General features: G+C 64.7%; 24 protein-coding genes. 10 read left to right on the top strand and 14 right to left on the bottom strand.

The features are described from left to right. Positions 1-9: 9 nt before the first annotated feature. From NJQ44_RS04735 to NJQ44_RS04710, 6 genes are all read right to left on the bottom strand, one after another. Complete coding sequence (locus tag NJQ44_RS04735; RefSeq protein ID WP_254273531.1) at positions 10-1,158, bottom strand: hypothetical protein; 1,149 nt, start codon at positions 1,156-1,158, stop codon at positions 10-12. A gap of 40 nt (positions 1,159-1,198) precedes the next feature. After that, a complete protein-coding gene (locus NJQ44_RS04730; RefSeq protein ID WP_254273530.1) occupies positions 1,199-2,044 on the bottom strand; it encodes a carbohydrate ABC transporter permease in 846 nt (281 codons plus the stop codon). After that, positions 2,041-2,979 (bottom strand): carbohydrate ABC transporter permease, encoded by a 939-nt coding sequence (locus tag NJQ44_RS04725; RefSeq protein ID WP_254273529.1) that lies wholly within the window; start codon positions 2,977-2,979, stop codon positions 2,041-2,043. Before NJQ44_RS04725 ends, NJQ44_RS04730 begins: the two co-directional genes overlap by 4 nt. Positions 2,980-2,988: 9 nt before the next feature. Next, a complete protein-coding gene (locus tag NJQ44_RS04720) occupies positions 2,989-4,353 on the bottom strand; it encodes an ABC transporter substrate-binding protein (RefSeq protein WP_254273528.1) in 1,365 nt (454 codons plus the stop codon). A gap of 61 nt (positions 4,354-4,414) precedes the next feature. Next, complete coding sequence (locus NJQ44_RS04715; protein WP_254273527.1) at positions 4,415-5,215, bottom strand: creatininase family protein; 801 nt, start codon at positions 5,213-5,215, stop codon at positions 4,415-4,417. 1 nt (position 5,216) lies between these two features. Beyond that, positions 5,217-6,314: an ABC transporter ATP-binding protein gene (locus NJQ44_RS04710; RefSeq protein WP_254273526.1), complete on the bottom strand. Its 1,098-nt coding sequence runs from the start codon at positions 6,312-6,314 to the stop codon at positions 5,217-5,219. Positions 6,315-6,858: 544 nt separating this feature from the next. On the opposite strand from NJQ44_RS04710, the gene NJQ44_RS04705 reads away from it, so the two are divergent. Then, on the top strand, positions 6,859-7,641 hold the full coding sequence (locus NJQ44_RS04705) for an IclR family transcriptional regulator (RefSeq protein ID WP_254273525.1): 783 nt from the start codon (positions 6,859-6,861) through the stop codon (positions 7,639-7,641). A gap of 437 nt (positions 7,642-8,078) precedes the next feature. On the opposite strand, the gene NJQ44_RS04700 is transcribed toward NJQ44_RS04705, so the two are convergent. Together NJQ44_RS04700 and NJQ44_RS04695 are read right to left on the bottom strand one after the other, a co-directional pair. Then, a complete protein-coding gene (locus NJQ44_RS04700) occupies positions 8,079-8,216 on the bottom strand; it encodes a hypothetical protein (protein WP_254273524.1) in 138 nt (45 codons plus the stop codon). After that, the gene (locus NJQ44_RS04695) at positions 8,213-8,356 is read right to left on the bottom strand and encodes a hypothetical protein (RefSeq protein ID WP_254273523.1); all 144 of its coding nucleotides are present in this window, start codon (positions 8,354-8,356) and stop codon (positions 8,213-8,215) included. The genes NJQ44_RS04700 and NJQ44_RS04695 overlap by 4 nt, the downstream gene beginning before the upstream one ends. Before the next feature lie 117 nt (positions 8,357-8,473). Between NJQ44_RS04695 and NJQ44_RS04690 the strand changes: the two genes are divergently transcribed. From NJQ44_RS04690 to NJQ44_RS04675, 4 genes are read left to right on the top strand one after another with little or no spacing between them, the layout of a single operon-like run. Then, the gene (locus tag NJQ44_RS04690; RefSeq protein WP_254273522.1) at positions 8,474-10,690 is read left to right on the top strand and encodes a type II/IV secretion system ATPase subunit; all 2,217 of its coding nucleotides are present in this window, start codon (positions 8,474-8,476) and stop codon (positions 10,688-10,690) included. Further along, complete coding sequence (locus tag NJQ44_RS04685) at positions 10,680-12,569, top strand: type II secretion system F family protein (RefSeq protein WP_254273521.1); 1,890 nt, start codon at positions 10,680-10,682, stop codon at positions 12,567-12,569. The genes NJQ44_RS04690 and NJQ44_RS04685 overlap by 11 nt, the downstream gene beginning before the upstream one ends. After that, entirely contained in the window at positions 12,566-13,306 is a 741-nt protein-coding gene (locus tag NJQ44_RS04680; protein ID WP_254273520.1) for a DUF7289 family protein, read from the top strand. The genes NJQ44_RS04685 and NJQ44_RS04680 overlap by 4 nt, the downstream gene beginning before the upstream one ends. Next, complete coding sequence (locus tag NJQ44_RS04675) at positions 13,299-13,745, top strand: DUF7266 family protein (RefSeq protein ID WP_254273519.1); 447 nt, start codon at positions 13,299-13,301, stop codon at positions 13,743-13,745. The genes NJQ44_RS04680 and NJQ44_RS04675 overlap by 8 nt, the downstream gene beginning before the upstream one ends. A gap of 1 nt (position 13,746) precedes the next feature. On the opposite strand, the gene NJQ44_RS19550 is transcribed toward NJQ44_RS04675, so the two are convergent. Continuing rightward, positions 13,747-13,905, bottom strand: coding sequence for a hypothetical protein (locus NJQ44_RS19550; RefSeq protein WP_431357785.1), 159 nt, complete (start codon positions 13,903-13,905; stop codon positions 13,747-13,749). A 40-nt stretch (positions 13,906-13,945) separates the two neighbouring features. Between NJQ44_RS19550 and NJQ44_RS04665 the strand changes: the two genes are divergently transcribed. The 4 genes from NJQ44_RS04665 to NJQ44_RS04650 all read left to right on the top strand — a co-directional run bounded on the left by NJQ44_RS04665 (position 13,946) and on the right by NJQ44_RS04650 (position 16,332). Further along, entirely contained in the window at positions 13,946-14,656 is a 711-nt protein-coding gene (locus NJQ44_RS04665; protein ID WP_431357790.1) for a DUF7263 family protein, read from the top strand. Then, a complete protein-coding gene (locus NJQ44_RS04660; RefSeq protein WP_254273517.1) occupies positions 14,649-15,053 on the top strand; it encodes a DUF7262 family protein in 405 nt (134 codons plus the stop codon). Before NJQ44_RS04665 ends, NJQ44_RS04660 begins: the two co-directional genes overlap by 8 nt. Beyond that, entirely contained in the window at positions 15,050-15,571 is a 522-nt protein-coding gene (locus NJQ44_RS04655; RefSeq protein ID WP_254273516.1) for a DUF7261 family protein, read from the top strand. The genes NJQ44_RS04660 and NJQ44_RS04655 overlap by 4 nt, the downstream gene beginning before the upstream one ends. 194 nt (positions 15,572-15,765) lie before the next feature. Beyond that, complete coding sequence (locus NJQ44_RS04650) at positions 15,766-16,332, top strand: HdeD family acid-resistance protein (protein WP_254273515.1); 567 nt, start codon at positions 15,766-15,768, stop codon at positions 16,330-16,332. 215 nt (positions 16,333-16,547) lie between these two features. Here the strand turns inward: NJQ44_RS04650 and NJQ44_RS04645 are convergent, their stop codons facing one another. From NJQ44_RS04645 to NJQ44_RS04630, 4 genes are all read right to left on the bottom strand, one after another. Continuing rightward, positions 16,548-17,297, bottom strand: a complete 750-nt coding sequence (locus NJQ44_RS04645; RefSeq protein WP_254273514.1) for a hypothetical protein — start codon at positions 17,295-17,297, stop codon at positions 16,548-16,550. Between the two features lie 71 nt (positions 17,298-17,368). Beyond that, entirely contained in the window at positions 17,369-18,340 is a 972-nt protein-coding gene (locus tag NJQ44_RS04640) for a formylglycine-generating enzyme family protein (RefSeq protein WP_254273513.1), read from the bottom strand. A 16-nt stretch (positions 18,341-18,356) separates the two neighbouring features. After that, on the bottom strand, positions 18,357-19,274 hold the full coding sequence (locus NJQ44_RS04635) for a bile acid:sodium symporter family protein (RefSeq protein ID WP_431357789.1): 918 nt from the start codon (positions 19,272-19,274) through the stop codon (positions 18,357-18,359). Between the two features lie 106 nt (positions 19,275-19,380). Further along, positions 19,381-19,848 carry an LURP-one-related/scramblase family protein gene (locus NJQ44_RS04630; protein WP_254273511.1) on the bottom strand — a complete coding sequence of 156 codons (468 nt, stop codon included), beginning with the start codon at positions 19,846-19,848 and terminating at the stop codon, positions 19,381-19,383. Between the two features lie 123 nt (positions 19,849-19,971). Here NJQ44_RS04630 and NJQ44_RS04625 point away from each other — a divergent pair, with 123 nt between their 5' ends. After that, on the top strand, positions 19,972-21,318 hold the full coding sequence (locus NJQ44_RS04625) for an AI-2E family transporter (protein ID WP_348533074.1): 1,347 nt from the start codon (positions 19,972-19,974) through the stop codon (positions 21,316-21,318). 50 nt (positions 21,319-21,368) lie between these two features. On the opposite strand, the gene NJQ44_RS04620 is transcribed toward NJQ44_RS04625, so the two are convergent. Beyond that, the gene (locus NJQ44_RS04620; RefSeq protein ID WP_254273509.1) at positions 21,369-23,690 is read right to left on the bottom strand and encodes an arylsulfatase; all 2,322 of its coding nucleotides are present in this window, start codon (positions 23,688-23,690) and stop codon (positions 21,369-21,371) included. Between the last annotated feature and the right edge of the window lie 138 nt (positions 23,691-23,828).

Raw genomic sequence — 23,828 nt, 5'->3', positions numbered from 1 at the left:
CGTTTCGGCCTACCCCTCGACGGCGTTCGTGGCGGTACCCACCCACTCCAGCGACTGCTCGGGCAGGAGGCCGTAGTTGTAGAACGAGACTCTCGGTACGTCCCTCAATTCGAGGGCCTGGACGATGTCGACGACGGTCGCCTCGTCGTGAATCGCCGGATGGCCCGGCAGGAGGCCGACGTGTAACGGCACGTCGACGAGACCCTCGACGGCGTCGTAGGCCGCCAGTACTTCGTCGGTGGTCGATTCGTAGGCCGGGAGGCAGTAGTAGTCGACGTGGGCCGACAGCGCGTCGAGGTCAGCGCCGACCATCCACTCGCGGCCGGGGTCGGGCGCGCCGACGTAGTACCCGAGCGGCGTCGACCCGGCGGCGTCGGCCAACTCGGCGTAGAGCGAGGTCAGCGTCCCCTCGCGCACGTCGACGTAGGCGGCGACCCCACTGTGTTCTGCGAGCCACTGTTCGGGCGAGCGGTCGTGTGCCACCTCACCAGCGACGATAGCGTCGAGCGTCTCGGCGACGGTCGTTCGGACGCGCTCTGTGTCGACGCCCGCGTCCGCCGCGTTCGAGCGGCAGTCCGGACAGAAGCACAGTCCGAACAGGAACTCCCCGAGCGTCCCCAACTGCGCGTGAATCTTCTGGTGGTGCCAGCCGAACCCGGTCCCGTAGAAGTAGTCGAACGTCTCCAGTTCGACGCGGTCGAGTCCGTCGCGCGACGCGAGGTCCGAGACCAGCGCCGTGAGGTACGTCTGCACCGCGGGGTTAGAGGGGCACAACCCGAAGACGAGGTCGTCGCCGTGTGCGGATTCGAGCGTGCAGTCCCGGTTGTCCATCCCGAGTCGGGAGTTGTGACAGCCGACTGTCCACGAGGTCAGGGTCAGGTCCGAGAGGCCGTCGGCGACGTCTGCGACCCAGTCGCCGTCCATCCCCTCGTAGGGTATCGGTTCGAGTCGCTCGTACGCCGGGCCGGTCTCGAAGTACGAACTCGCGCGGGCGAACAGCGTCCGGCGCTCGGGGTTGTGCGGCGCGAACGCCTGCACCGTGTGGTAGTTCGTCGCGAGGTTCACCTCGCCGATGCCGATGTCTCGCAGTCGCGTCTCGACGGTTTCCGGGCCTTCCTCGAGGATGTCCCACGGGTACGCCCACATCGCGAATTCCATACCCGAACGACCACCGGGGCGATAATAAAAGGAGAGGCCGCTACTCTTTGACCGCGCCAGCCGTCATCCCGGCGACGATGTACTCCTCGAGGAAGGCGAACAGAATCAGCAGCGGGATGATACCGATGACCGACACCGTCAGCATCATCCGCCAGTCGGTCTGTAGCGCGCCGACCATCGAGAAGACGCCGCGCGGGATGTTGTACTTCCCGCTGTCGGTGAGGAAGGTGAGGACGAACAGCAGTCGGTTCCACGCGTAGAGGAACGTGTAGGTGATGCTCGCCACCAGCGCTGGCTTCGTCAGCGGCAGCACGATTTTCGTCAGGATCTGTAGCTGACTGGCCCCGTCGATACGCGCCGACTCTTCGAGCGCGACGGGTATCGTCTTGAAGTAGCCGTACAGCATCCAGACGTTGAACGGCAGGGTGAACGCCGCCGCCGGGATGATGACGGCCAGATAGGTGTTGAACAGGCCGAACTGCGTGATGACGTCGAACAGACCGACGATGAGCACGACCGGGGCGAACATCTGGACGACCAGCACGGAGAGCAGGAACGTCCGCTTGCCGACGAAGTCGTTTCGCGCACACGAGTACGCGGCCGGAATCGCCAGCAAGAGCGTGAGGACGACGGTCCCCAGCGAGATGACGAAACTGTTCCCTATCCACAGGAGCACGTCGGTCTGCGACCAGACGTCGACGTACGCCTGAAAGGTCGGGTCCGAGGGGAACAGCGTCGCCGGCGCGGAGAAAATCTCCGACTCCGGCTTGAACGTGCTCGAGAACATGGCGTAGAACGGGAGCATCATGACCCCGAGCAGCGCTATCAGGACGCCGTAGAGCCGGACTTTCCGGAGACTGCTTCGGTCGTGGCCAGCCATCGTCATAGCTCGTCACCTCCGCGCGTGTAGATGCGCAGGTAGATGACGGCGAAGACGAGCAGGAACAGGAACCCGATGACGCTGTAGGCGGCACCGCGTCCGAGGTTCCCGTTCTGGAGGCCCACCTGATAGATGTGGATGACCAGCGTCGCCGTGGAACTGATGGGTCCGCCGCCGGTCATCGTCCAGATGACGTCGAAACTGACGAACGTCCAGATGGTCGACAGCAGCGTGGCGATGAGGATGACGCTCTTGAGTTGCGGGAGCGTGATGTAGCGGAACTGGTGCCACTTCTCGGCCCCGTCGATGGCGGCGGCCTCGTAGAGTTCCTGCGGAATCGACTGGAGGCCCGCGAGGAAGATTATCGCCATGAACGGCGTCCCGATCCAGATGTCGGCGACGACGACGCCGAGCCACGCGAGACTCGGGTTCCCGAGGATACCGATGCCCTGCTCGATGAGTCCGAGTTTCAGCAGGATGGCGTTGAGGTAGCCGAACTGCGGGTGCTCTATCCACCGGAACACGACCGCCGAGATGGCGTAGGGGATGCCCCACGGGATGAGAAAGGCGGTTCGGAAGAACTTCCGCCCGCGGATGTCGCCCTTGAGGTGAATGGCGATGAGCAGCCCCAGAATCGTCTTGCCGACGACACCGGCGACGACCCAGCGCCCCGTCTGCCAGAGCAGTCGGTAGAAGATGTCGCTGTCGAAGATTTCCGCGTAGTGTTGCAGGCCGACGAACGTCTCGATAGTGGAGTCAGCCGGTGAGCGGTACAGCGATAGCCGGAACGTCTCCACGATGGGGTAGCCGACGACCGCCAGCAGGAACACCGCCGCTGGCGCGATGAGCAGATACGCACGGCTGTTGCGCTGGAGGTAGGCCAACCCTCGTTCGAGGCGGGATTCCTCGCTCGCCTCGGTATATTCCTCGGCCAGACTCATGCCGTTACGTCACTCCATGGCATCTTCGAGATCACTCTGGGCGTCGTTGAGCGCTTTCTGCGGCGTCTTCCGCTCGGCCAGCGCCTCCTGAATCGCCTGGACCATGCGGTCGTTGAACTGGCTGAAGTTACTGAGCTTCGGTCGGGCGCGGGCGTACTGACCCGCCTCGACGAACGGCCCCCAGTTCTTCGACTCCGAGAAGTACTCCCGTTCGCCGACGGATTCGACGACCGGCAGGAAGCCTTTCTGTTTCGAGTACTGGAACCGGCGTTCCTCGTCGAAGTAGAACCGAATCAGGTCGCGTGCGATGTCCTTGTGCTCGCTCTGACTCAGGATGGCGAGCGTGTCGATGGTGAACAGGCTGTAGCGCCCCTCCGGCCCTTCGGGGACCTGGACGATGCCGTAATCGAAGTCGACCTCGCCGTTCTCCTGTGCCGAGGTGATGTTGAGGCCCGTGTAGACGTGGCCGATGACCATCCCGAGGTCGCCGTTTTCGAACAGTTGCCGGATGTCCTGCCGGGTCGAGGAGAGCGGCGAGGACTGGGTCACGTTGTGTTCGAGGTGCAGGTCGGTGTACAGCGAGAGCGCGTCGACGGCCCCGCTGGAGTTCACGACCGGCATCCCCTCGTCGTCGACGAGGTCTGCGCCGTGGGACCAGTGGTAGTGGTAGTACTGCGACCCCGTCTCGATAGCGTCCGCCCCGGCGAGGCCGAGGGCCGGAACGCTGGCGTCGCTGTCGCGAATCTGCTGTGCCGCGGCGAGCATGTCGTCCCACGAATTGAGCGACGGGTTCTCGGGGTCGAGACCGGCCGTCTCGAAGACGTCCTTGTTGTAGTAGAGGCACTTGTTCGAGGCGGCCCACGGGACGCCGTAGTGCGAACCGTTGTACATCGTCCCCTCGGCGACGCCCTCGTAGAACTGCTCGCCGAACTCGCCGTCCATCATGTCGTCGAGCGGTTCGAGGGCGTCCTTGCCCACGAGTTGCGGAATCCAGCGGGCGGGCCACCGACTCACGTCGGGGGCCTGTCCGCCGTCGACTCGGTTGTTGACCGTCTGGCGAGCGTTGTCCCACGTGACGCTCGTGAACTCCACGTTGACACCGTATTCCTCCTCGAAGGCGGCGTTGTTCTCTTCGAAGAACTGGCGGATGTTGTCACCGACGCCCATCGTGAGGAACTGGACGCTCTGGGTGCCGCCGTCGCCGCCGTCGCCGCCATCGCCGCCACTGCCGCCGTCGCCGCCGTCGCCGCCGTCGCCGCCGTCACCGCCGCTACATCCCGCGATGGCGATAGCGCCGCCCGCGCCGAGCGCCTGCAGTAGTTGTCGACGGTCGATACTGTCCTCGCTAGACTGGGAGTTACTGTCGGGCTTCATCATTAATGTCACTTGGTCCCATGCACATAACTGTTTGTGTTCGTTTCTCGTACATCATCGTTCAAACATTGTTCTCGTGGACGGCGACCAGGAGGGCCGCGAGTTCCTCGCCGATAATCGAGCGGATTCGCTCGCCCGTCTCGGCGCTCGCCGCCGTCGGCGTGCCGATGGCACCGGACTCGGAATACGCGTCGAACGAGCGGTAGACGGCGACGTTGCCGCCGTCGAGTAAGTCCTGTCCGCCCCACTCGTAGTGTTCGTCCATCGGTTCGCCGTCGCGGTCCGCCAGGTCACCGACGAGGTCCGGGCGCAGAGCGAGCATCAGCGACGTTTCGAACTCGCCGCCGTGCGCCATGCCACCGGTGTCGGTCGTTCGGAGTTCCTCGATTCGGTCCGACGCCAACTGGAAGTACGTCGTCCCGAGTACCTCGGCGTCGGTATCGACGCCCACGGTGCTGACGACGGCGTTGATGAGCGGGCCGTTCCCGCCGTGGCCGTTGACGAACAGCACCGCGTCGAACCCGTTCTGGATACCGGTGTGTGCGATGTCCTCCAGAGTCGCCCGGAGGTTCGCGAATTCGAGCGAGAGCGTCCCGCCGAACGAGAGATGGTGTGGTGAGAAGCCGCTCCAGACGGGCGGCGTGACGACGACCGGAACGTCGTCCAACCGCTCGATGGCGGCGTCGACCATCGCTTCGACGAGCAACGTGTCGGTGATGACCGGCAGGTGGTTGCCGTGTTGCTCGACGCTTCCGACCGGGATGACCAGTAAGGAACCATCCTGACCGCCGACTTCGCCGATTTCGCTGGCGGTCATTCCCGCCCACTCGCTCTCCCGCTGACCGATAGTATCGTACAACATGTTAGGCAGATTCCGTCCGCTGTAGCTCGTTCAACGCAACGCGTTCACCGTCCGTGTCGAAGAGGTGCATGTCCTCCGTGTCGAATCCCAGCGAGATGTGGTCGCCCCGTTCGGGCCGGTACTCGCTGGGAACGCGGGCGACGACTTCCGCGGACCCGCCCACCGTCTCCAGATAGAGGAAGTTGTCCGACCCCATCGGCTCGACGACGTCGACCACCGTCTCGATGTACTCGCCCTCCCCTTCGGCGACGAAATCCTCCGGTCGCACGCCGAGCGTGTACTCTCCCGGCGGAACGTCCACGTCGAGCGTGAACGCCACCTCCGATGACTCGAACCGGACGCCCTCGGCGCTGTCCGTCGCGGTCACATCGAAGAAATTCATCGACGGCGACCCGATGAACCCCGCGACGAACTGGTTGTTCGGTTCGTCGTAGCAGCGTTCGGGTGGGTCGACCTGCTGGAGTTCGCCCTCGTTGAGGATGACGATTCGGTCGGCCATCGTCATCGCCTCCGTCTGGTCGTGCGTGACGTAGATGGTCGTCACGTCCAACTCCTCCTGGATGCGCTGTATCTCGGTGCGCATCTGCGTCCGGAGCTTCGCGTCCAAGTTCGAGAGCGGTTCGTCCATCAGGAACACCTCGGGGTCACGGACGATGGCACGGCCGAGCGCCACGCGCTGTTGCTGGCCGCCCGAGAGCTGTTTCGGCAGGTCGTCCATGAGGTCCGAAATCTCCAGTAGTTCGGCCGCCTCGTCGACGCGCTGGTCGATTTGGTTGTCGTATTCGCCCGAGAGACGCAGTCCAAAGGACATGTTCTCGCGCACGGTCATGTGCGGATAGAGCGCGTAGCTCTGGAACACCATCGCGATGTTCCGGTCCTGCGGACGAACGTCGTTGACCACCGACTCGCCGATTGCTATCTCCCCGTCCGTGACTGTCTCGAGCCCAGCAATCATGCGGAGCGTGGTCGACTTGCCACATCCGGATGGGCCGACCACGACGACGAATTCCCCGTCCTCGACGGACAGAGACACGTCCTTGACTGCAAGGACGTTATCGTCGTACACCTTGCTAACGTTCGATAGTGTAACCTCGCTCATATCGAGTACGAGAAGGGTCGCAATCATAGGTAATAAATGTTGGTACTGTCGACGTTATCAGGTGGAACAACCATGTCGAAACGGATGCCCAGCCACGGAGAGACAGCGATAGCGACAAACGTAGTCACCGGTAGCCGTGCCAGTCCACACACAGGGGTCGCTCTCAGAGAACCGTCCGAGGGAGGGAAAAGCTTGAAATTCGGCGTTAGAGCCGCTGTACGCCGACATCCGCGAATCGATACACGCCCATTGTTACGCTTTTCAACGACATCGGAAGACGGTGCGGCGAATTCGATGCGATCGAGGCAGATACGCAATCCGAGCGACAGAGGCGCTTCAGAGCCGGAATTCGGGACTTCTGTGTTTCCTGAATCAAGCAATGTTAGTTGTTATCATTCATCCCCATCTCCGATACCGAGAAAAATAACAGAAGTACACGTGTTATTGTATACAAAATACGTCGTGAGCACGCTGTTTCAACGATAGTGGAAATATTTTATTTTGTAGAGGAAGAGTTTTTGCACTGGGTGGAATAAACGAGCGTATGGCGTCCCAAGATACGAAAACTATCGGCGCGGTCGAGACGACGCTCGACATCCTCACAGCGCTGGGGAAATTCGAGCCAGTCGGCCTCTCCGAACTCGCGACGCATCTGGACATCCCGACGAGCACGGTGTTTATCCACCTCAACACGCTCGTCGAGCGAGACTACGTCGTCAAGGAATCGGGCCGGTATCGGCGCTCGTTCCGGTTTCTCGAACTCGGCGGCAGCGTCCGCCATCGGCTAGATGTCGGTCGGCTACTCCGCAACAAAGTCGAAGAACTCAGCCGCGAAACGGGGGAGATCGCGGGTGCCGGTATCGAAGAGAACGGACATCGGGTTATTCTCTATCGGAGTTCCGGCGAGAAGGCCGCCGGAGACGAGATTCCCATCGGGAACCACACCGAGATGCACTGGACCTCCCTAGGAAAGGTCATCCTCGCGAACCTCCCGGCGGAGCGGCGAGACGAAATCGTCGACCGGCACGGCCTCCCGAAAGGAACCGACGAGACGCTCACCTCGCGCGACGAACTCGAAGCGGCGCTCGAACGGATTCGCGAGCAGGGATACGCCATCGACGATGAGGAGCACCTTCGCGGCGTCAGGGGCGTCGCCGTCCCGATATTCGACGAGGAGCAAGAGGTCATGGTGTCGCTGGGCATTACCGGCCCCAGAGACAGATTTACGTCCAACTACATGGCGAACCTACTCCAAAAGCTCCAATACACGAAGAACGAAATCGAAGTTCGGAACCAATACTACGAATACAGCACTATCGACGGATAAATATCCACATTTGTATCTAGACTCCTCAATATGAATCTAGTATATCCAAGATTGTTCTTTTACGTCCGAATATTCCGATATATTAGGTCCAAAACCCTTTTTCTAACCGGGACGTGTTTATTGGGACTGGAGACAGCCGTTACGACTATCGAATGACGACCCTCTACACGGCGACGCGCTCGACGAAGTCAGCTTTCGGAGGCACCCTCGCCGCTGTCGCTGACTCGCATCGACGCCGTCCGTCAACGACGAGAAGACTCGGCAGTGCCCCTCGAGTTCCCGAGGCAGATACGCATCGAGACGACGCTCATCCTACCGGCGAGCGGAACAACAGACCGGTTCTGGAGGCAGTTCTGTCGTTCCCCAGCGCCCCTTCACACGTCGCTTCCGGGGAAACAAGTCGGTCGTCGATTTCACCGAATGCGAAACTCCTAGGGTCAGTCTGGAATCCCGCATCCGGCGCTCGTTGTCTCAGCCATCACAGCCGTCGCCGTGTCCCCAACAGAACCGAGGTGACTGTCCTCGGACTCGTCGTATCGATGGAGCGGTCGGGTGGGGTAGTTCACGCGGCTCATGCACTCCCAGTCGTGTCAGGATAATTTCCACCGGTTGGTTTCGCGCCGTACTCGCTGGCTCGAATCCGCTCCGAGAACCAGGCCGCTTCGTCGACATCGAGGACCGCCGTGTACCCATCGTCCTCGTTGCTCGCCTCCATCCGTGTGACCCAGTCGGTCTGTCTTCGCTGAGGTCGCGAATTTTAGCGACTATCTGCCTCCAAATTCCACACCAGAGTACACAAATTTAAGTCGCATGCTTCGGGTATATGACCCCAATGACCGAGCGAACCGTACGGCGGGCGACTGTTCCGGCACCAGTGCCTCCGGACGACGCCGACGCGTGGTACGCGCCGGACGTACGCGAACAGGACGAAATCTACCCCGGTGTCGTCGTCACGATTCGACGCGACGAAGGGTTTCACTACGGGGTCCGGACGCCGGTTCTCGACGCGGCCGAAACGGAGACGCTCGCCGCTGTCGAGTCGTACTTCGACGGCGCGAACATAGACCGTCCCCGCACGCGCGAGGGGGCCATCGAGCGAATGGACGACGGGTTCGACCCGAAACACCGCCGCGTCATCGACCGACTGGTCGACTGTTCGGCGGCGAGTCGCCGCCGCCTCGATTACCACGCGCTCTGCTCGCTCGCGTGTCTGGACGAGTTGACGCCGTACGCCCTAGACGACCGCATCGACGTGGCCGACGCCACCGAAGACGGCGTCGTCGTCCACACGGAGTCGTACGCGCCCGTCGCGACCGACCTGCCCCCGGATCCCGAGTATATCGAGCGGTTCGCCAGCGAACGCGTCGAGCGTCACGCCGTCCGGTTCCACGAGTTCGAGGTCCCGGTGGTCGTCTACCGGGAACACCTGCTGGGGAACGACCCCTTCACCACGAAGTACGCCGTCCGCGAACCGGACCTCCTGCCCGGCGACGAGGAACTCATCGAGGCCTGTAAGGAACGCCTCTGGGAGACGAGCGTCGACGGCCTCGTCGAAGACCGCGTGACGTTCGTCCGTGAGCGCGCACGGTCGCTGCTCGCCCGCCAGTTGACGGTCCGGAACACGACCGAGTGGCTGGACGCCGTCCGCTATCGTCTCCGGGCCGCACTCGCAGAACTCGACCTCGCCGTCCCGCCGGTCGACCACCGCTTCGCCGACGACCGACTCGACGACCTGCTGTACTTCGTCCTCCGTGACCTCGTCGGCTACGGGAAACTGACCGTCCCGATTCGGGACCACACGCTAGAGGACATCGAGGCCAACCGCATCGGCGAGCGAGTGAAGGTCCTCCCACGGGCCGACCTCGGCCACGGCGGCCGGGTCCCGACGAACCTCTCGTTCGACTCCGAGAGCGCGTTCGTCAACGTCGTCACTCAACTGGCGGCCGACGACGGGACAGAACTGAACGCTTCGAACCCGAGCGCGAAAGTCAACATCGACCCCGCTGGCGATGGCGTCTTCGAAGCAGCGGAGACAATTCGGTGTGCGGTGGCCCTGCCGACCATCAGTGAGGACGGCCCGCACATCTCCATCCGAAAGCAGTCCGCCGACGCGATGACGCCGGTCGACCTCGTGGAGGGCGGGTCGCTCCCGACCGAACTGGTAGCGCTCCTCTGGTTGCTGTACGAATCGCACGGCGTGGTCCTCTTCTCCGGACCGACGGGCGCGGGAAAGACGACGCTCATGAACGCCCACATGCCGTTCATCCCCTATCGGGACCGACCCATCAGCATCGACGAGGGGTCCCGCGAGGTCCGGATTCCCCACGAAACCGGCGTCTCGCTCACTACGCGCGAACACGAGCGGGACCACCGACGCGTGACGATGGCCGACCTCATGACCCAGTGCAACTACCTGAATCCCGACGTGGAGGTCATCGCCGAAATCAACTCGCCCGCCTCCTTCGAGACGTTCGCCGAGACGCTCAACACGGGCCACGGCGTCCTCGGGACGACCCACGCGGCAGACGTGGAAGCCCTCGTCAACCGCATCGTCGAGAAGGGCGTCCCGACCTATCTCCTCGAAGAAATCGACGTGGTCGTCTTCCCGCGTCACGTCGACGGGGAGCGATACGTCGGCGAAGTCGTCGAGTTTCTGGACGAACCCCTCGACGACGGCCGTTCGGACCGCATCGAGAAGAACGGGCAGACGATTCATTACGCCACGTTCTGCCGACGCCGACCCGACGGGACCTTCGAGTTGGCTTACGACCATCCGCAACTCGGCGACGACGCTCGACGAGTCGAGACGGCAGTGTTCGACCGACTGTCGACGCTCCGGGACGAACCGCTCGACGCCGTCGAAGCGACGTTCCACCGGCGTCACCGCTACGTCCAGTACCTCGTCCGCGAGGGCATCGACGACTTCGAGGAACTGTTCGGCGTCCTCGCCGACCTGACGACGAACGAGGCGGCGACGGTCGAACGCCTCCGCCGAGACGCGGGGGAAACCGGGCCGCTCCAACTGGAGGTCGGCGACGGTGCCGACTGAGGGCCGGACCTTGGGGTTGCTCGACCGCGGGTTGTACGCGCTGTTCGCCCACCACGCCGACGACGGTAGGCACGCGACGACCCGCGAGCGCTACCGCGCGGCCCACCCAGCAGCGGGGTTCGGCGTCTACATCGCTCGCGTGTACGGACTCGCGTGGGTCGCACTCATCGCCGGTGCGACGCTCACGGCGGTGGTCTCGCTGGCCTTACCGACCGGGACGTTCGACAGCGTCCTAAGCGTGGTCGGACAGAGCCTTCCGGTCCTCAACCGACTGTCACTCCCGGACGTTCCTCGGGTCGTAGTGGCGCTATTGCTCGCGCTGGTCGCGGGTCTGAGCCTTCGCTGGACCGTCCTCGCCGTCGGGAAACGATACCTGTCGTGGATGGCCTCGGCCCGCGAAGCGGACATCGCCGCGACGCTCCCCGGTGCGGTGCGATACCTCCGCGTACTCGCGTCGGGAACCCACGACCGCCGCGCAATGTTACGCGCGGTCGCCCAACAAGAGGCCTACGGTGAGACGGCCGTCGCCTTCCGCCGGGCGCTCAACAGCGGGACGCTGACCGGCAGTATCGACGCGGGCCTCGAACGTGTCGCGAGCGAGACTCCCTCTCGGGACCTCCTCGCGCCGTTCCTCCTGAAGTTTCGCGAACACGCGAACCAGAGTCCGGACGCACTGGAGGGCTATCTGGAGATGGAGGGGCGGCTGCTCTCGCACGAGCAGAGCCGTCGGCACGAACGGGCGACCGGTTATCTCGAACTCCTCGCAGAACTGTTCGTCGTCCTGCTCGTGATTCCCGCCCTCATGGTCCTCATCGTGACCGTCATGGGCGTCCTCGCGCCCGAACTCTCGCGTCCAGTCCTGACACCGCTCGGCCCGGTGTCGGTACGGGCCGGTATCGTCTACGGGAGCGCGGCGTTCGTCCTCGCGACCGGTCTCCTCGCCGCCTTCGTCGTCGCGACGCTCCGACCCCGGGACACCGCCGCACCGAGTTACCGGCGACCAGAAGGAGTACTGGCGACCCTGCGAACGACCGCGTCGAATCCCGCGAGTGCGCTGGTCGTCTGTCTCCCCGCCGGAGTGGTGCTCGCGGTCGGTTTCTGGGTACTCGGATATCGGCCCGTGAACGTCCTCTTGCTGTCGTACGTCGCGGTCTGTCTGCCCGTCGGGGCCGTCGCGGTCCGTCGGGCGCGCCGTGACGACGCCAAAGACCGCGAGATACAGGACTTCGTGCACGCCGTCGCCGGGCACGTCGCACTCGGTCGACCGTTCCCGACGGCGGTCCGCCGCGTCGCCGAGGACGTGCAGTTGGGGGCGTTGGCCGAGGACGTCGAGTCGCTGGCGTTCACGCTCTCGCTGGGCGACAGTCCGACCGCGGCGGCCGACGACCGACGCGCCGCGGCGCTCGACCAGTTCGTCGACCGCGTCGGGACGCCGATGGCCCAGCAGACCATCGGTCTCGTCGTCGGTGCGCTCGATGCCGGAAGTGACGCAGAAGACGTTTTCGAGACACTCCAGACAGAAGTTGGTCGGCTCTACCACGAACGGAAATCGCTTCGTTCGGCACTGATGGTCTACGTCGCGGTCGGATGGACCACGGCGTTGCTCGTCGTCGGTATCACCGTTGCCGTCAATATCTACGTGCTCGCGGAGTTCGCGCAGTTGTCGACGGTCGCCAGCAGTCAGACCGTCGCCTTCGACCCGTCGGTCATCGACCCAGCGCGCGAGCGATACCGCTTCTACGTCGTCACGCAGGCGACGATGCTCGCCTGTGGATGGTTCGCCGGGACGGCCAGTCGCGGCGCCTACGAGGCGATGTTGCACTCGGGCGGACTCGTCGTCGCCGCCTACGTCGTCTACGCGGGGGTGGGACTACTGTGAGCGTCCGTCCCCGAGAACCCGGGACTCGCGGCCAGTCACACGTCGTGGGAGTCGTGCTGTTACTCGGCATCACCGCCGTCTCGCTAGGCGGCCTCACTGCTGTCGTGGGAACCGTCGTCGACGGACAGACGGCGGCCGCCGACGAGGCGCGCGTCGCCAGTGCGTTCGATGACGGCCTTCGCCCGTCCGAACAGACCGGGCCGAACCGAGTCCGCGTCCAGTTCACCGAGGGGCGACTCACGACCGTCGACCGGGACCTCCGAATCTGGTCGGGCGCACCGCTCGTGTACCACGCCGAAATCGATGGCCTCGTCTACACCTCCGGCGAGAGCCGTGCGTCCTTCGTAGGTGGAAGCGTCGTCAGCGGACCGCCGGGAAGCGCGGCACTCGTCCGCGGGCCGCCGATAACCGTGACGCGCGACGACAGCACCGTGGTCCTCGGCGTGGCGACGTTGAACGAAAGCGGCGTCTCAGTCGGCGGCAGGGGCGGCGTCAGCGCCACTATTCGAACCAACGTCACTCACGACCACCGACAACTGGCGAGCGACGACTACGCCATCGCCGTCGAGACGGCGACGCCCGTGCCCCTCTCGCGCCACTTCGAGCGAGTCGGCGCGCGAACGCGCGTTCGCGACATCGACGGCGACGGCGTCCCGAGCGTCGTCGTCACGACGACGGGACAGCAGACAATCGAACTCGTGGTCCACGAGATGCACACGGAGGTCGGCAGTGGATAACCGCGGACTGAGCACCGTCATCGAGAAGACGCTGGCGCTGGGGGTCGTCCTGCTGTACATCACGCTGTTGACGACGACGCTGTACGGCGGCGCTGTCCCGGCGTTCCGGGGTGCGGTCGGCGCCGAACTCGGCGAGCGAACGCTCGCGGAGGCGACGGCGCGCGTCGAACAGGCGGTCCCGCCGGTCGGCGAGTCGGTCACCGCGAGCGTCCGTGTGGACCTGCCCGCGACCATCGCTGGGTCCGGCTACGAGGTACGCGTCGCCGGGAGCGCGTTGGTGCTCGACCATCCCGACGAGGAGATTGGCGGCCGCGCTCGTCCGATTCTCTCGGGCCGTGTCGACCGCCTCTCCGGGTCGTGGGATAGCGGGGCGGAGACCGTTGTCGTCGTCACGGAGGGAGCCGACGGCCTGCGCGTTCGATTGGAGGAGCGCCCGTGACTCACTCGCCGAAGACGGCCACGAGGACGGCTCCGAGAACCCCGAGTGCGAGAAAGACGAGCGCGAGCAAGGAGAACACGGCGACCAGCGCCTGCGAGAATCCGGGGAGTCCGGTCGGGCCGACGACTGCCACGAGTCCGGCGATGCCGAGACACAGCACCGCGACGAACGCGCCGACGAACAGCGTATCGCTCGGGTCGATACCGCGCACGAGAGAGCCATCACGGGCGAGTGCGAAAACACCGTCGGCTAGGGGGCAGACGACGCTCCCGGCCGTCGCCGTCGCCCTCGTGTTGCTGACCGTGGTTACCGCGTTGGCAGTCGGGGTGGCTGACTCGGCCATCGCCGAGGCGGACAGGACGCCCGACGAACGCCGCATCGCGGCGGCGGCCGCGGACCATCTCGTCGCACCGGACGGGCCGCTGGCCGACCGTCGGAACGTGCTGAACGGGTCTCGCGTCGACGACTTCGACGCCGGGATGCTACGACGGACGGTGCCACCGGCCGACGAACACGCGGTCCGCGTCTCTCTCGACGGAACGGCGCTGGCGAACAGTGGCGACCCGACCGGCGGGACGACTATCCGACGCCTCGTGCTCGTCGAGCGGCCGGTCCGGGAGCGACTGGAGGCGGACGGAACGACCGTCACGCTACCACGTCGCGTCGGTAACGCGAGGGTCGCGATTACGCCGCCAGCGGACACAGCCATCTGGACCGTCAGAGACCGCGACTCGGTCCGCCTGCACAACGAGAGCGGCCTTCGCGGAACCTTCACGCTCGCCCTCTCGCCGTATCGGACGACGCGATTGCAGTTTCAGACCGCGGGCGAACTCCCCGATGGGAGCGTGACGGTGACGTACGACGCGCCGCGGACGCGAAAGGCGACGCTGGCGGTGACGGTGGATGCGTAGGGCGCAACTCCCGCTCTCGCTGCTGGAACTCGCGCTCGGCGCGGTGTTGATTCTCGGTGTGACTCTCGGATTCGCGCTCGGGACGCCAGCGCCCGAGACGGACGGCCCACAGTTAGCGGCCTACGCAGAGGACACGGCGACGCTACTGGCGGCGGAACCGCCTCGTCACGGAAACGCGACGCGACTCCGTGAGCTACTGGAAAGCGAGCGCACGTTCGACCGCGAACGGGCGAGTCTAGACCGACGAGTCGACCGCCTCCTTCCGGCGAACGTCCTCTTTCGGGTGACGACGCCGCACGGGGCCGTCGGGACGCCGGTCCCGCGCCGCGTCCCGAGGGGCACGGCGACGATTCCGACGGGTGCCGGACCCGTCACTGTCGAGGTGTGGTACGCGTGAGGCGGCGCGGTCAACTCGTCCTCGTCGCCGCTGCGCTGGTCGCCGTCGCCCTCGCCCCCGTCGTCATCGCCTACCTACAACTCGGGTATCACGACGACGTTACCGCCACCGCGGACTACGGCGACCCGACGGCGGCCACCGTCGGCGCGCTCGACCGCGCCGTCGTGCCCGCCAGCACCGGTATCCCGGGACGGTACGCGTGGGCGGACCGAGGCGCGGCAGTCACCGCCATCCGCGGCGAATTGCGGCCCCGAATTGAGCATCTCCGAACGGCGCGTCTGGACCACGGAACCGTGACGGCGATACGGTACAACGAGAGTGCGGCCCGACGATTCCGAGACGCGAACTGCCCGAGTGGCCCGGACCGCCAGTTCGGCGACTGCGCCGCCGACCGCGGCGTCGTCGTCCAGGAGCGACTCGGCAGGACGCACGTCCTCGGCGTCGCCGTCGACGTGACGACGACCACCGAACGGGGCGAAACGACGGTGACGGCTGTCCTGCGACCGGTCGAGCGGTGACCAGATGCCAGGGGTCGAATTCGGTACGACCGTCGGCGACCGTCAGATTCGAAGGCATTCGACCCCGGAGAGCATCGAAGCAGCAACTGAGAGAGTCTGATACGCGGATGGGACGATAATCCGCGCAAAGATAGAACTATCCTTTTCGTTGACAAGAGCGTTCCTTAGTAGTGATTCAAATGGCTACAGAATCCATGGCAACAGACGTATCGGAACAGATGACCCGAGGGACCGTCCTCGGTGGGATTCTCCTCGCTGGCCTCGGGGTCATCGCGCTGTTTACCCCGTTCCTGACGGGGGTCGCGCTGACGCTAACGCTGGGTGTACTCCTGGTCGTCGGCGCACTGCTCCACGTGGCGAGCGCGTTCTCGGCGGGGAGTTTCTGGCGGCGGGTGTGGCAGGTGGTGCTGGGCCTCGTCTACGCGTTCGCTGGCATTTCGGTGTTGACGAACCCGGTGTTCGGACTGGCGACACTGACGCTGTTGGTCATCACCTTCTTCGTCGTCAGCGGGGTGACCCAACTCTTCTGGGCCGTCATGGGCGGGACGGATGGACGACTGTGGCTCGCTCTCAGCGGCGGCGTTGCGCTACTGCTCGCGACCCTCCTGTGGACCGGGTTCCCCGTCTCCTCGGTGTGGGCCGTCGGCGTCCTCTTCGGCGTCAACCTCATCGTGACCGGCGTCGGGTTGGCGCTCCACGGGCGGAGACAGCCGATGACGGTGCCGAGCGAGGAGGAACCGGCCCAGCCTGGGCAAGTGTAACGCTGGCTGACGCGTGACCGGCCCGGAGACAGCGGGACAAAGCGGGGTTCCGGGTCGAGTTGGTGACCGTCTTCGGTTCCGCGGAGGTACGACGGGGAACCCGACGGCCGACGCGGGAGTGGAGTGATTGCGGTGCCTGTACAGGCGTTTTGCAGGGGTCTGTTTCTACCGATGGTGAGTCCTGAGCCAGTGACCATTCCATAGATTCCGGGCAGTCAGGCGAACAGCGCCACGATGGTATAGACGGATGCCCCGGCGAGAAAAGCGAGGAAGCGGCTCTCTTCGACCGCCGGAAGTTCCTCTTTGATGACGTTGAACACGATTGCGCCAGCGAGAAATCCGAAGAGCATCGCTAGCCACGGCCCGACAGTCTCTGTGAGTGCCCCAGCGACACCACCGAGGAGGGTTCCCCCCGCGAGGACCCACCGGCCGACCCGGTCGAACTCGTCCCCGTGGTGGCGGCGAAGGCCGTAGTCCGTGACTTCGAAGTGAAGTGCCATCGCGACGGCGTACAGCAGTACGTTCCAGAGACCGGCGACCTCCTGGTGAAAGAGCAGATAGCCGATGACCGCACTATAAACGGCGAACACGCCGACGTGCAACCAGAAGACCGTGGGGGTATCCTCGGCAGATTCCCCGCGACGCTGGACGACGACCGTCTCGACGGCGTAGAACGCGACGAACCCCCCGAGCGCGAGCAGATAGACGACTTGTTCAGCGAGCAGTTCCCGCCGGACGCGCTCGCCAGTCACCAGCGCGGCTTCGCTCACCTCCGGGAGGAGGAGGACGAACACGTAGGCGACCGACGCCCCGCCAGCGGCCGACAGCCACCGCCGCCGATGGACCGGCGTGGCGACCGGCCACTGACCGCTGAACAGGTGGACGAACGCGAGCGCGACTGCGAACAGGCCAGCCGCGACTGGGAACCCCTCGGATTCGACTTGGAGAAGCCACGTCGCGTGCATATCTCGTTCATACCCTCGTCTGATTCCGTCTCGCTACCTCGCCTCGAAGGGAGTCATCGGCTGTCCTCACCTCAGCGTTCGTCCGGGACGATACACCGGAAGCCCACGTGGCTCGTCGAGGTATCGACCGGTTCGGGGTAGCGCGCCGCTGGCCGGTATCGGAAGCAGTAGTTCGGCGCGCAGAGGTGCGACCCGCCCTTCAGGACTTTCCGCGGCACGCCGGCGGGGTCGCGCTGGTCGACGCTCGCTTCCTTCGAGACGCCGCGCGGGTTCGTCGGCGTACAACACGAGGGCGACTCCCCGGTGCCGGCCGTCGGGTCCGCGCTGAACCAGTCGCGGGTCCAGTCCCAGACGTTGCCGGCCATGTCGTACAGGCCGAACTCGTTGGCAGGGAAGGCACCCACCGGAGAGGTCCGCTCGTACCCGTCGAGCATCGTGTTCTCGTACGGGAACTGTCCTTGCCAGGTGTTCGCCAGCAGTTTCCCGTCCGGGACGTGTTCGTCGCCCCAGACGAACCGCGTGCCGTCGAGACCGCCGCGAGCGGCGCGCTCCCACTGGGCTTCGGTCGGGAGTCGCTTCCCGGCCCACTCGGCGTACGCCGCCGCGTCCTCGTAGGCGACGTGGACGACCGGGTGGTCCATCCGGTCGTCGACGGCGCTGTCGGGGCCGAACGGGTGCCGCCAGTCAGCGCCGGGAACGTACTCCCACCACCCGCTCGGGTCCCGGAGGTCGACGGGGCCGTCGGGCGGCGTGAAAACCGCCGACCCCGGGACGAGGTCGTCGGGGTCCGCGCCGGGGTAATCCTCGGGGTCGGGTTCGCGCTCGGCGAGCGTCGTATAGCCCGTCTCGTCGACGAAGGCGGCGAACGCGGCGTTCGTCACGGGAGTGGTGTCCATCCAGAACCCATCGACTTCGACCTCCCGAGTGGGGGCCTCCTCCGGGTAGAACTCCGTTGCCCCCATGGTGAACGTTCCGCCCGGAATCCGCGCCATGTCGTCGTCCGGTGCGTCTCGCGTCTCGGAATCTGTGTCTGGTCGGGTCATCTGTGAATCGTGTCGGTCAGTCGTCTGTCGTCATGCCCTCGCTCGTGGACTCTCCCGCGGCCGAGGCGGTGCGTCTGCCCAACTCTCCTCCCAGTGGCAACAGGACGACCAGCATCAACATCGCGCCGATGACGAGGACGACGAGGACGTTCGGGTCGGTGAAGTTCTGCGCGCCAACAATCAGCGCGGCCGAGACGTTTCGCTGTGCGGTCCCGAGACCGGTGACCGACCGGTCGTCGACCGCCGACCCACCCAGCCCCCAGCCGATTGCGAACGAGCCAGCGATGAACAATAGCAACGCGATGAGGACGCCGGTGCCGATCACACTCAGAACCGTCTGGAAGTTCAACACCAGCATGAGCACGACGAGGAAGACAAGCGCCGTACTCGACGTCTGGCTGACCACGGGTTGGACCGCGTCGGCAGTGTCCGCGTACCGGTCTTTCACGAGCAGACCGACGGCGAGCGGAGCGAGCATCAGGACGACCAGCGAACTCGCGATATCGAGGGGGTTGACCTGCACGCCCGGTAACAGCACCGGCAGCACTATCGGGACGTATGCGACGGTCACCACCATCAGCAGGACCATCAGGCCGACGCTGAAGGCGAGATCCCCCTTCGCCGCCTCGACGAGTTTGGGGAGAAACGGGGCACCGGCCGCAGTCGCCAGCAAGAGCACGCCAACCGACTGGGCCTCCGAGAGCGGAACGAGTGCCAAGATTGCATACCCCAGCAGCGGTACGAGAACGAAGTTCGCCAGCAGCGTCGTCGCGACCCGGCGGCGGTCCCGAAGCGGACGGAGTATCTGCCCGGCGGTCAGGCTCAGTCCCATCGCGAGCATGCTCGAGACGACGAAGACGAGGACCGACAGCCGCGCGAGTGCTTCGAGAATCACCGCCATCGCCACACCTCGGCACGGCCACTGGCGTAGCAGCGATGCGCTCGCTGACCGGAGCGGGGCGTGGGTGTCGGCGACGGTGGTGGCAGTGACGGTATCGTAGTCATCTCGGTGAGTTCGTGCCCCCGGGGTGTCCGTCGGGCTAGCCTCGGCTACTAATCGAATCGACGGCCGCAGTGACGGCGAGGACGAACGCGTCGTCTTCGCCCGGCATCACCTCGACGCCGTACGTGTCGCGGACGCGGAACCACCGCTTCGAGACGGTCGCCACGCGCGCGCCGTCGCGCGTGATGGTGTATTCGTGCTCGAAGATGTTCCCCTGAACGTGCAACGGCGACCCTCCCTCGACCCGAACGGTGAACCGGTCTCTGAGCGGCGTCACGAGGGCCTTCTGGATGCTCGCTATCTTGCGACCGTCCCGCTCGATGACCATCGTCTCCTTGAGTCGAAGGAGACGCTCCGTGACCCGGTAGAGTGGCCGTCCCTGCTGGTCCCGGAACTGAATCGTGTCGCGGACTCTGAGGGCCTTTCCGTCGACTTTGAACGCCGGCGTACCTCCGTCTGTCTCGATGAGGAAGTCGTTCCCGAACGTGAGCAGTTTCTCGCGCATCCGGTATCGAGTCGGGGTCGTGCGGTCGGCCGCGCCTCGGCGTCGCCGGCTTTGGCGGCCCTGTCGACGGCGGAGCGGACTCATACTGCTCGCCCCACGGTCGGGCGTTCGGTTTCGCGTTCCATGCAAGCGATGTGGCCGTGGTGTCGGTATGGGGACATCGTACTCCTTCCCGCGAGCGCTCGTCGGCAGTGGACGCCCCAAGGGGCGGTGGAATCCGTTCGAGCGATAGTTGTGATTTTCCGGACAGGAGCTTCGTTATTGAGGGCGTTTCGAATCCTGTGCCGACATTACTGTCTGACAGGCACATCCTTGAACGGCGATAGATTTCGGCGATTTCCCCACGGTTCGTCCCGTCGTCGACGCACTGCTCGCCCGTTCGTCGCAGCCGCCATATGCCACAGGATAACAATGCCGCTCAGCCGCGGAACTCAGAGCTATCAGCCCCCTATGACCGACAGCGCGACATCGAATACGTTTCTCACGGTCTTTCTCCTCCTGGTCGGTGTGCTATCGGTCCTGCTCGCGATGCAGTTCTTCCAAGCCATCGTGCTGGGCGGCCTACTCGCCTATCTCGTCGCACCGGTGAACTCTCGGCTATCCCGTCGACTTGGCGATACTGGGGGCGCGCTCGTCACGACTCTCGGGACTATCGTCGTCGTTCTCGCGCCGCTCGCCCTCCTGCTCGCTGTCGCAGTCGAACAGGCGGTCGCAGTCGCACAGGGTGTCGAACTTCCGAACTTCGCGGACGTGCTCGCCGTCGTCATCCGGTGGTTCGGAACGAGCGGGGACCTCTCGACGTTGCTCGCTTCGGTGGGAGACGCCTTCAGAACCGCCATCGGTGGTCTCCTCGGACGAGTCGTCCGCCTCATCGGCGGTGTCACGGCGTTTCTCGTCGGGGTGGTGGTGTTCCTCTTTACCTTCTACTACCTCTTGCGAGACGGGGACGACTTCGTCGAGTGGGTCCGTGCGGCGATTCCGTTCGACGAGGCGACGACGGACGAACTGGTCGACCGTACCGACCACCTCCTGTGGGCGGCCGTCGTCGGTAACGTCATCGTTGCTGGCGTGCAAGCGTTACTTACCGTACTCGGGTTTCTCGTCCTCGGTTTCGACAACCTCGTCTTCTGGGGCGTGGTGACGTTCGGCCTCTCGATGCTCCCCCTCATCGGTGCGTCGATAATCTGGATTCCCGCCGTCGTCTATCTCGCCGCCGTCGGGGACGTCGTCGCCGCCGCGGGACTGGCGATATACGGGGCCGTCATCGTGAGCGGGTCGGACAACTTCATCAGACCCCTCGCGATGCAGCGCGGGGCACAGCTCAATCCCGCCCTCATTGTCATCGGTATCTTCGGCGGCGTCGTTCTGTTTGGCTTTCTCGGCCTCTTCATCGGTCCCGTGGTCCTCGGATTGGCGAAAACGCTCGTCGAACTCCTGGTCGCCAACCGCACGGACGCGCCCGGCATCTGACAGAAAAGGAGCCGTCGAACGCTGCGGCGCGTGTGAATCGCGGGCGGGGATTATTCCCGCGCCATGATGCGATCCATCTCTTTGTCCGCGTGGACGAACGGTTCGCCGCTGACGTCGACGGTCACGCGAGCGATGTCACCGGTGAACGCGAACGGCATTCGGTCGCGGTACTGGTCGGTGACGGCGTTGAGAGCGTCACGACCACAACTCAACCCGGCGGTAAGCCCGGTCGTAATCGGAATCGTCACCGGTATCTCGCCCTCGCCGACCTGTTCGTCGCCGTAGTAGAGTCGCACTAGTCCCGGGGCACCTTCACCCTCTCCGGGGTTCGCCTGACCGGTCGTCTCGAACTCCATCCGGACCTGTATCTCGCCAGCAGGGAGCGGTTCGTCGGCGACGACTTCGTACTCTTCGACGCCGACGTAATTGTGGACGTAACAGAGCCTATCGTCGTCGACGTACAGGGAATACCCGCCAGACCGAGAGCCGTGAGCGAGAAGGACGCCTTCGGCGCCGTCGTCCGGAATCTGCAGGTCCGCGGTGAGACTGTGGTTCCGGTTGAGCACCTTGACGGCCGCGTTCTCGGGCACGTACTGTCCACCCGGGTAGTAGACGTACTGGTCGCGAGGCTTCCCGGGTTCGGGTCGCGCTTCGGCGAAGCGCTCGACGCCGCGGCCGTCGAGCGGCAGGACGTCGTGCTTCCCGGCTTCGGTCCACCAGAGTTGGACGAGTTCCAGCACTTTCTCCGGATGTTCGGACGCCACGTCGTGGGCCTCCGAGAAGTCCTCGTCGAGGTTGTACAGCTCCCAGCCGGATTCCGCTAAACTGGTCGCAGAGAGGTCCTCAGCGGTGATGGGGTCGCCGAGCGGCCACGGGTGGACCGCGCGCCAGCCGTCGTGGTAGATGGCGCGGTAGGCGAACATCTCGAAGTACTGGGTCGTGTGTCGCTCGGGAGCGTCCGGTTCGTCGAACGTGAACGCGAAGCTCGTCCCCTCGATGGGCGACTGGGAGACGCCCTTGATTTCGTCCGGTGGTTCGATGCCGATAGCTTCCAGAATGGTCGGCATCACGTCGATGGCGTGGACGAACTGGTCGCGAATCTCGCCGCTCGCCTCGATACCGTTCGGCCACGAGACCACCATCGGGTCGGACGCGCCGCCGCGGTGCGTCTCTCGCTTCCAGCGCTGGAAGGGCGTGTTCCCGGCCCACGTCCACCCCCACGGGTAGTGGTTGAAGTACTTCGGGCCACCCAGTTCGTCCATCGCTTCGAGGTTGTCTTCGAGCGATTCCGGGACGTTGTTGAAGAATCGGTTCTCGTCGACGGAACCCGTCGGGCCGCCCTCGGGGCTCGCTCCGTTGTCCGAGACGAGCACGACGAGCGTGTCGTCGAGTTCGCCGAGTTCCTCGAGGTAGTCGAGGACCCGGCCGATTTGTGCGTCGGTGTGTTCTAAGAACCCGGCGAACACCTCCATCATGCGGGCGTAGAGTCGCTGTTCGTCGTCCGAGAGCGAGTCCCATTCGTCGACATCGGGGTTGTGCGGCGACAGGTCGGTGCCTTCGGGGACGACGCCCATCTCTATCTGGCGTTCGAGTATCCGCTCGCGGGCTTCGTCCCAACCCATGTCGAACTCGCCTTCGTACTTATCAGCCCACTCCCGTGGCACTTGATGCGGCGCGTGACACGCGCCGGGACAGAAGTACGTGAAGAACGGTTTGTCCGGGTCGACCTGTTTCGCGTCGCCGATAAACTCGATGGCACGGTCGGCGATGTCCTCGGTCAGGTGATATCCCTCGTCGGGTGTCGACGGGGGGTCGACCTGGTGGTTGTCGTAGACGAGATTCGGTGTGTACTGGTCCGTATCACCGCCGAGGAAGCCGTAGAATCGTTCGAAGCCACGACCGAGCGGCCACTGGTCGTACGGCCCCGCGGCACTGCCGGACTCCGCTGGCGTGAGGTGCCACTTCCCGAGGGCGTGCGTACTGTAACCCTCCTCGACGAGCGTCTCCGAAACGAACCCGTTCTCGTGTGGGATGTGGCCGTTGTAGCCGGGGAATCCCGTCGATACCTCGGAGATACCGGCCATCGCGTTCGAGTGATGGTTCCGACCGGTCATGAGACAGGACCGAGTTGGCGAGCACAGCGCCGTCGTGTGGAAGTTGTTGTACTGGAGGCCGTTGTCGGCGAGTCGGTCGATGTTCGGCGTGTCGACGAGGCCGCCGTAACAACCCAGTTGCCCGAATCCGACGTCGTCTAAGACGACCATCAGGACGTTCGGCGCGTCCTCGGGGGCCCGAGTTTGCTCGGGCCACCACGGTTCCGATTCGTCGTACGTTCGGCCGATTCGCCCCTGGAAATGGCGTTCGTTTGCCATAAATTCATTGCTAGCTTCTAACTATTTTAGTTATAGATGTGATACCAATCGAGGCCGCGCCCTACCGTGATTTCCGACCGGTCAGCGCGAATCGTCCGGGACAGTACCCAGTTGGCCTCGGGGGGCGATTCCGTCGCT

Source organism: Haloarcula marina (genome assembly GCF_024218775.1).
In the GTDB taxonomy this organism is placed as follows: Archaea; Halobacteriota; Halobacteria; order Halobacteriales; family Haloarculaceae; genus Haloarcula; species Haloarcula marina.
Note: the sequence above shows the minus strand (reverse complement) of the source record. Positions and strands in the feature narration are given on the sequence as shown.

Bases quoted from the DNA above. Each gene is read 5' to 3' on its own strand.
- NJQ44_RS04735 (WP_254273531.1), bottom strand. From the start codon at position 1,158: ATGGAATTCGCGATGTGGGCGTACCCGTGGGACATCCTCGAGGAAGGC.
- NJQ44_RS04730 (WP_254273530.1), bottom strand. From the start codon at position 2,044: ATGACGATGGCTGGCCACGACCGAAGCAGTCTCCGGAAAGTCCGGCTC.
- NJQ44_RS04725 (WP_254273529.1), bottom strand. From the start codon at position 2,979: ATGAGTCTGGCCGAGGAATATACCGAGGCGAGCGAGGAATCCCGCCTC.
- NJQ44_RS04720 (WP_254273528.1), bottom strand. From the start codon at position 4,353: ATGAAGCCCGACAGTAACTCCCAGTCTAGCGAGGACAGTATCGACCGT.
- NJQ44_RS04715 (WP_254273527.1), bottom strand. From the start codon at position 5,215: ATGTTGTACGATACTATCGGTCAGCGGGAGAGCGAGTGGGCGGGAATG.
- NJQ44_RS04710 (WP_254273526.1), bottom strand. From the start codon at position 6,314: ATGAGCGAGGTTACACTATCGAACGTTAGCAAGGTGTACGACGATAAC.
- NJQ44_RS04705 (WP_254273525.1), top strand. From the start codon at position 6,859: ATGGCGTCCCAAGATACGAAAACTATCGGCGCGGTCGAGACGACGCTC.
- NJQ44_RS04700 (WP_254273524.1), bottom strand. From the start codon at position 8,216: ATGAGCCGCGTGAACTACCCCACCCGACCGCTCCATCGATACGACGAG.
- NJQ44_RS04695 (WP_254273523.1), bottom strand. From the start codon at position 8,356: ATGGAGGCGAGCAACGAGGACGATGGGTACACGGCGGTCCTCGATGTC.
- NJQ44_RS04690 (WP_254273522.1), top strand. From the start codon at position 8,474: ATGACCGAGCGAACCGTACGGCGGGCGACTGTTCCGGCACCAGTGCCT.
- NJQ44_RS04660 (WP_254273517.1), top strand. From the start codon at position 14,649: ATGCGTAGGGCGCAACTCCCGCTCTCGCTGCTGGAACTCGCGCTCGGC.
- NJQ44_RS04650 (WP_254273515.1), top strand. From the start codon at position 15,766: ATGGCAACAGACGTATCGGAACAGATGACCCGAGGGACCGTCCTCGGT.
- NJQ44_RS04645 (WP_254273514.1), bottom strand. From the start codon at position 17,297: ATGCACGCGACGTGGCTTCTCCAAGTCGAATCCGAGGGGTTCCCAGTC.
- NJQ44_RS04640 (WP_254273513.1), bottom strand. From the start codon at position 18,340: ATGACCCGACCAGACACAGATTCCGAGACGCGAGACGCACCGGACGAC.
- NJQ44_RS04630 (WP_254273511.1), bottom strand. From the start codon at position 19,848: ATGCGCGAGAAACTGCTCACGTTCGGGAACGACTTCCTCATCGAGACA.
- NJQ44_RS04625 (WP_348533074.1), top strand. From the start codon at position 19,972: ATGCAAGCGATGTGGCCGTGGTGTCGGTATGGGGACATCGTACTCCTT.
- NJQ44_RS04620 (WP_254273509.1), bottom strand. From the start codon at position 23,690: ATGGCAAACGAACGCCATTTCCAGGGGCGAATCGGCCGAACGTACGAC.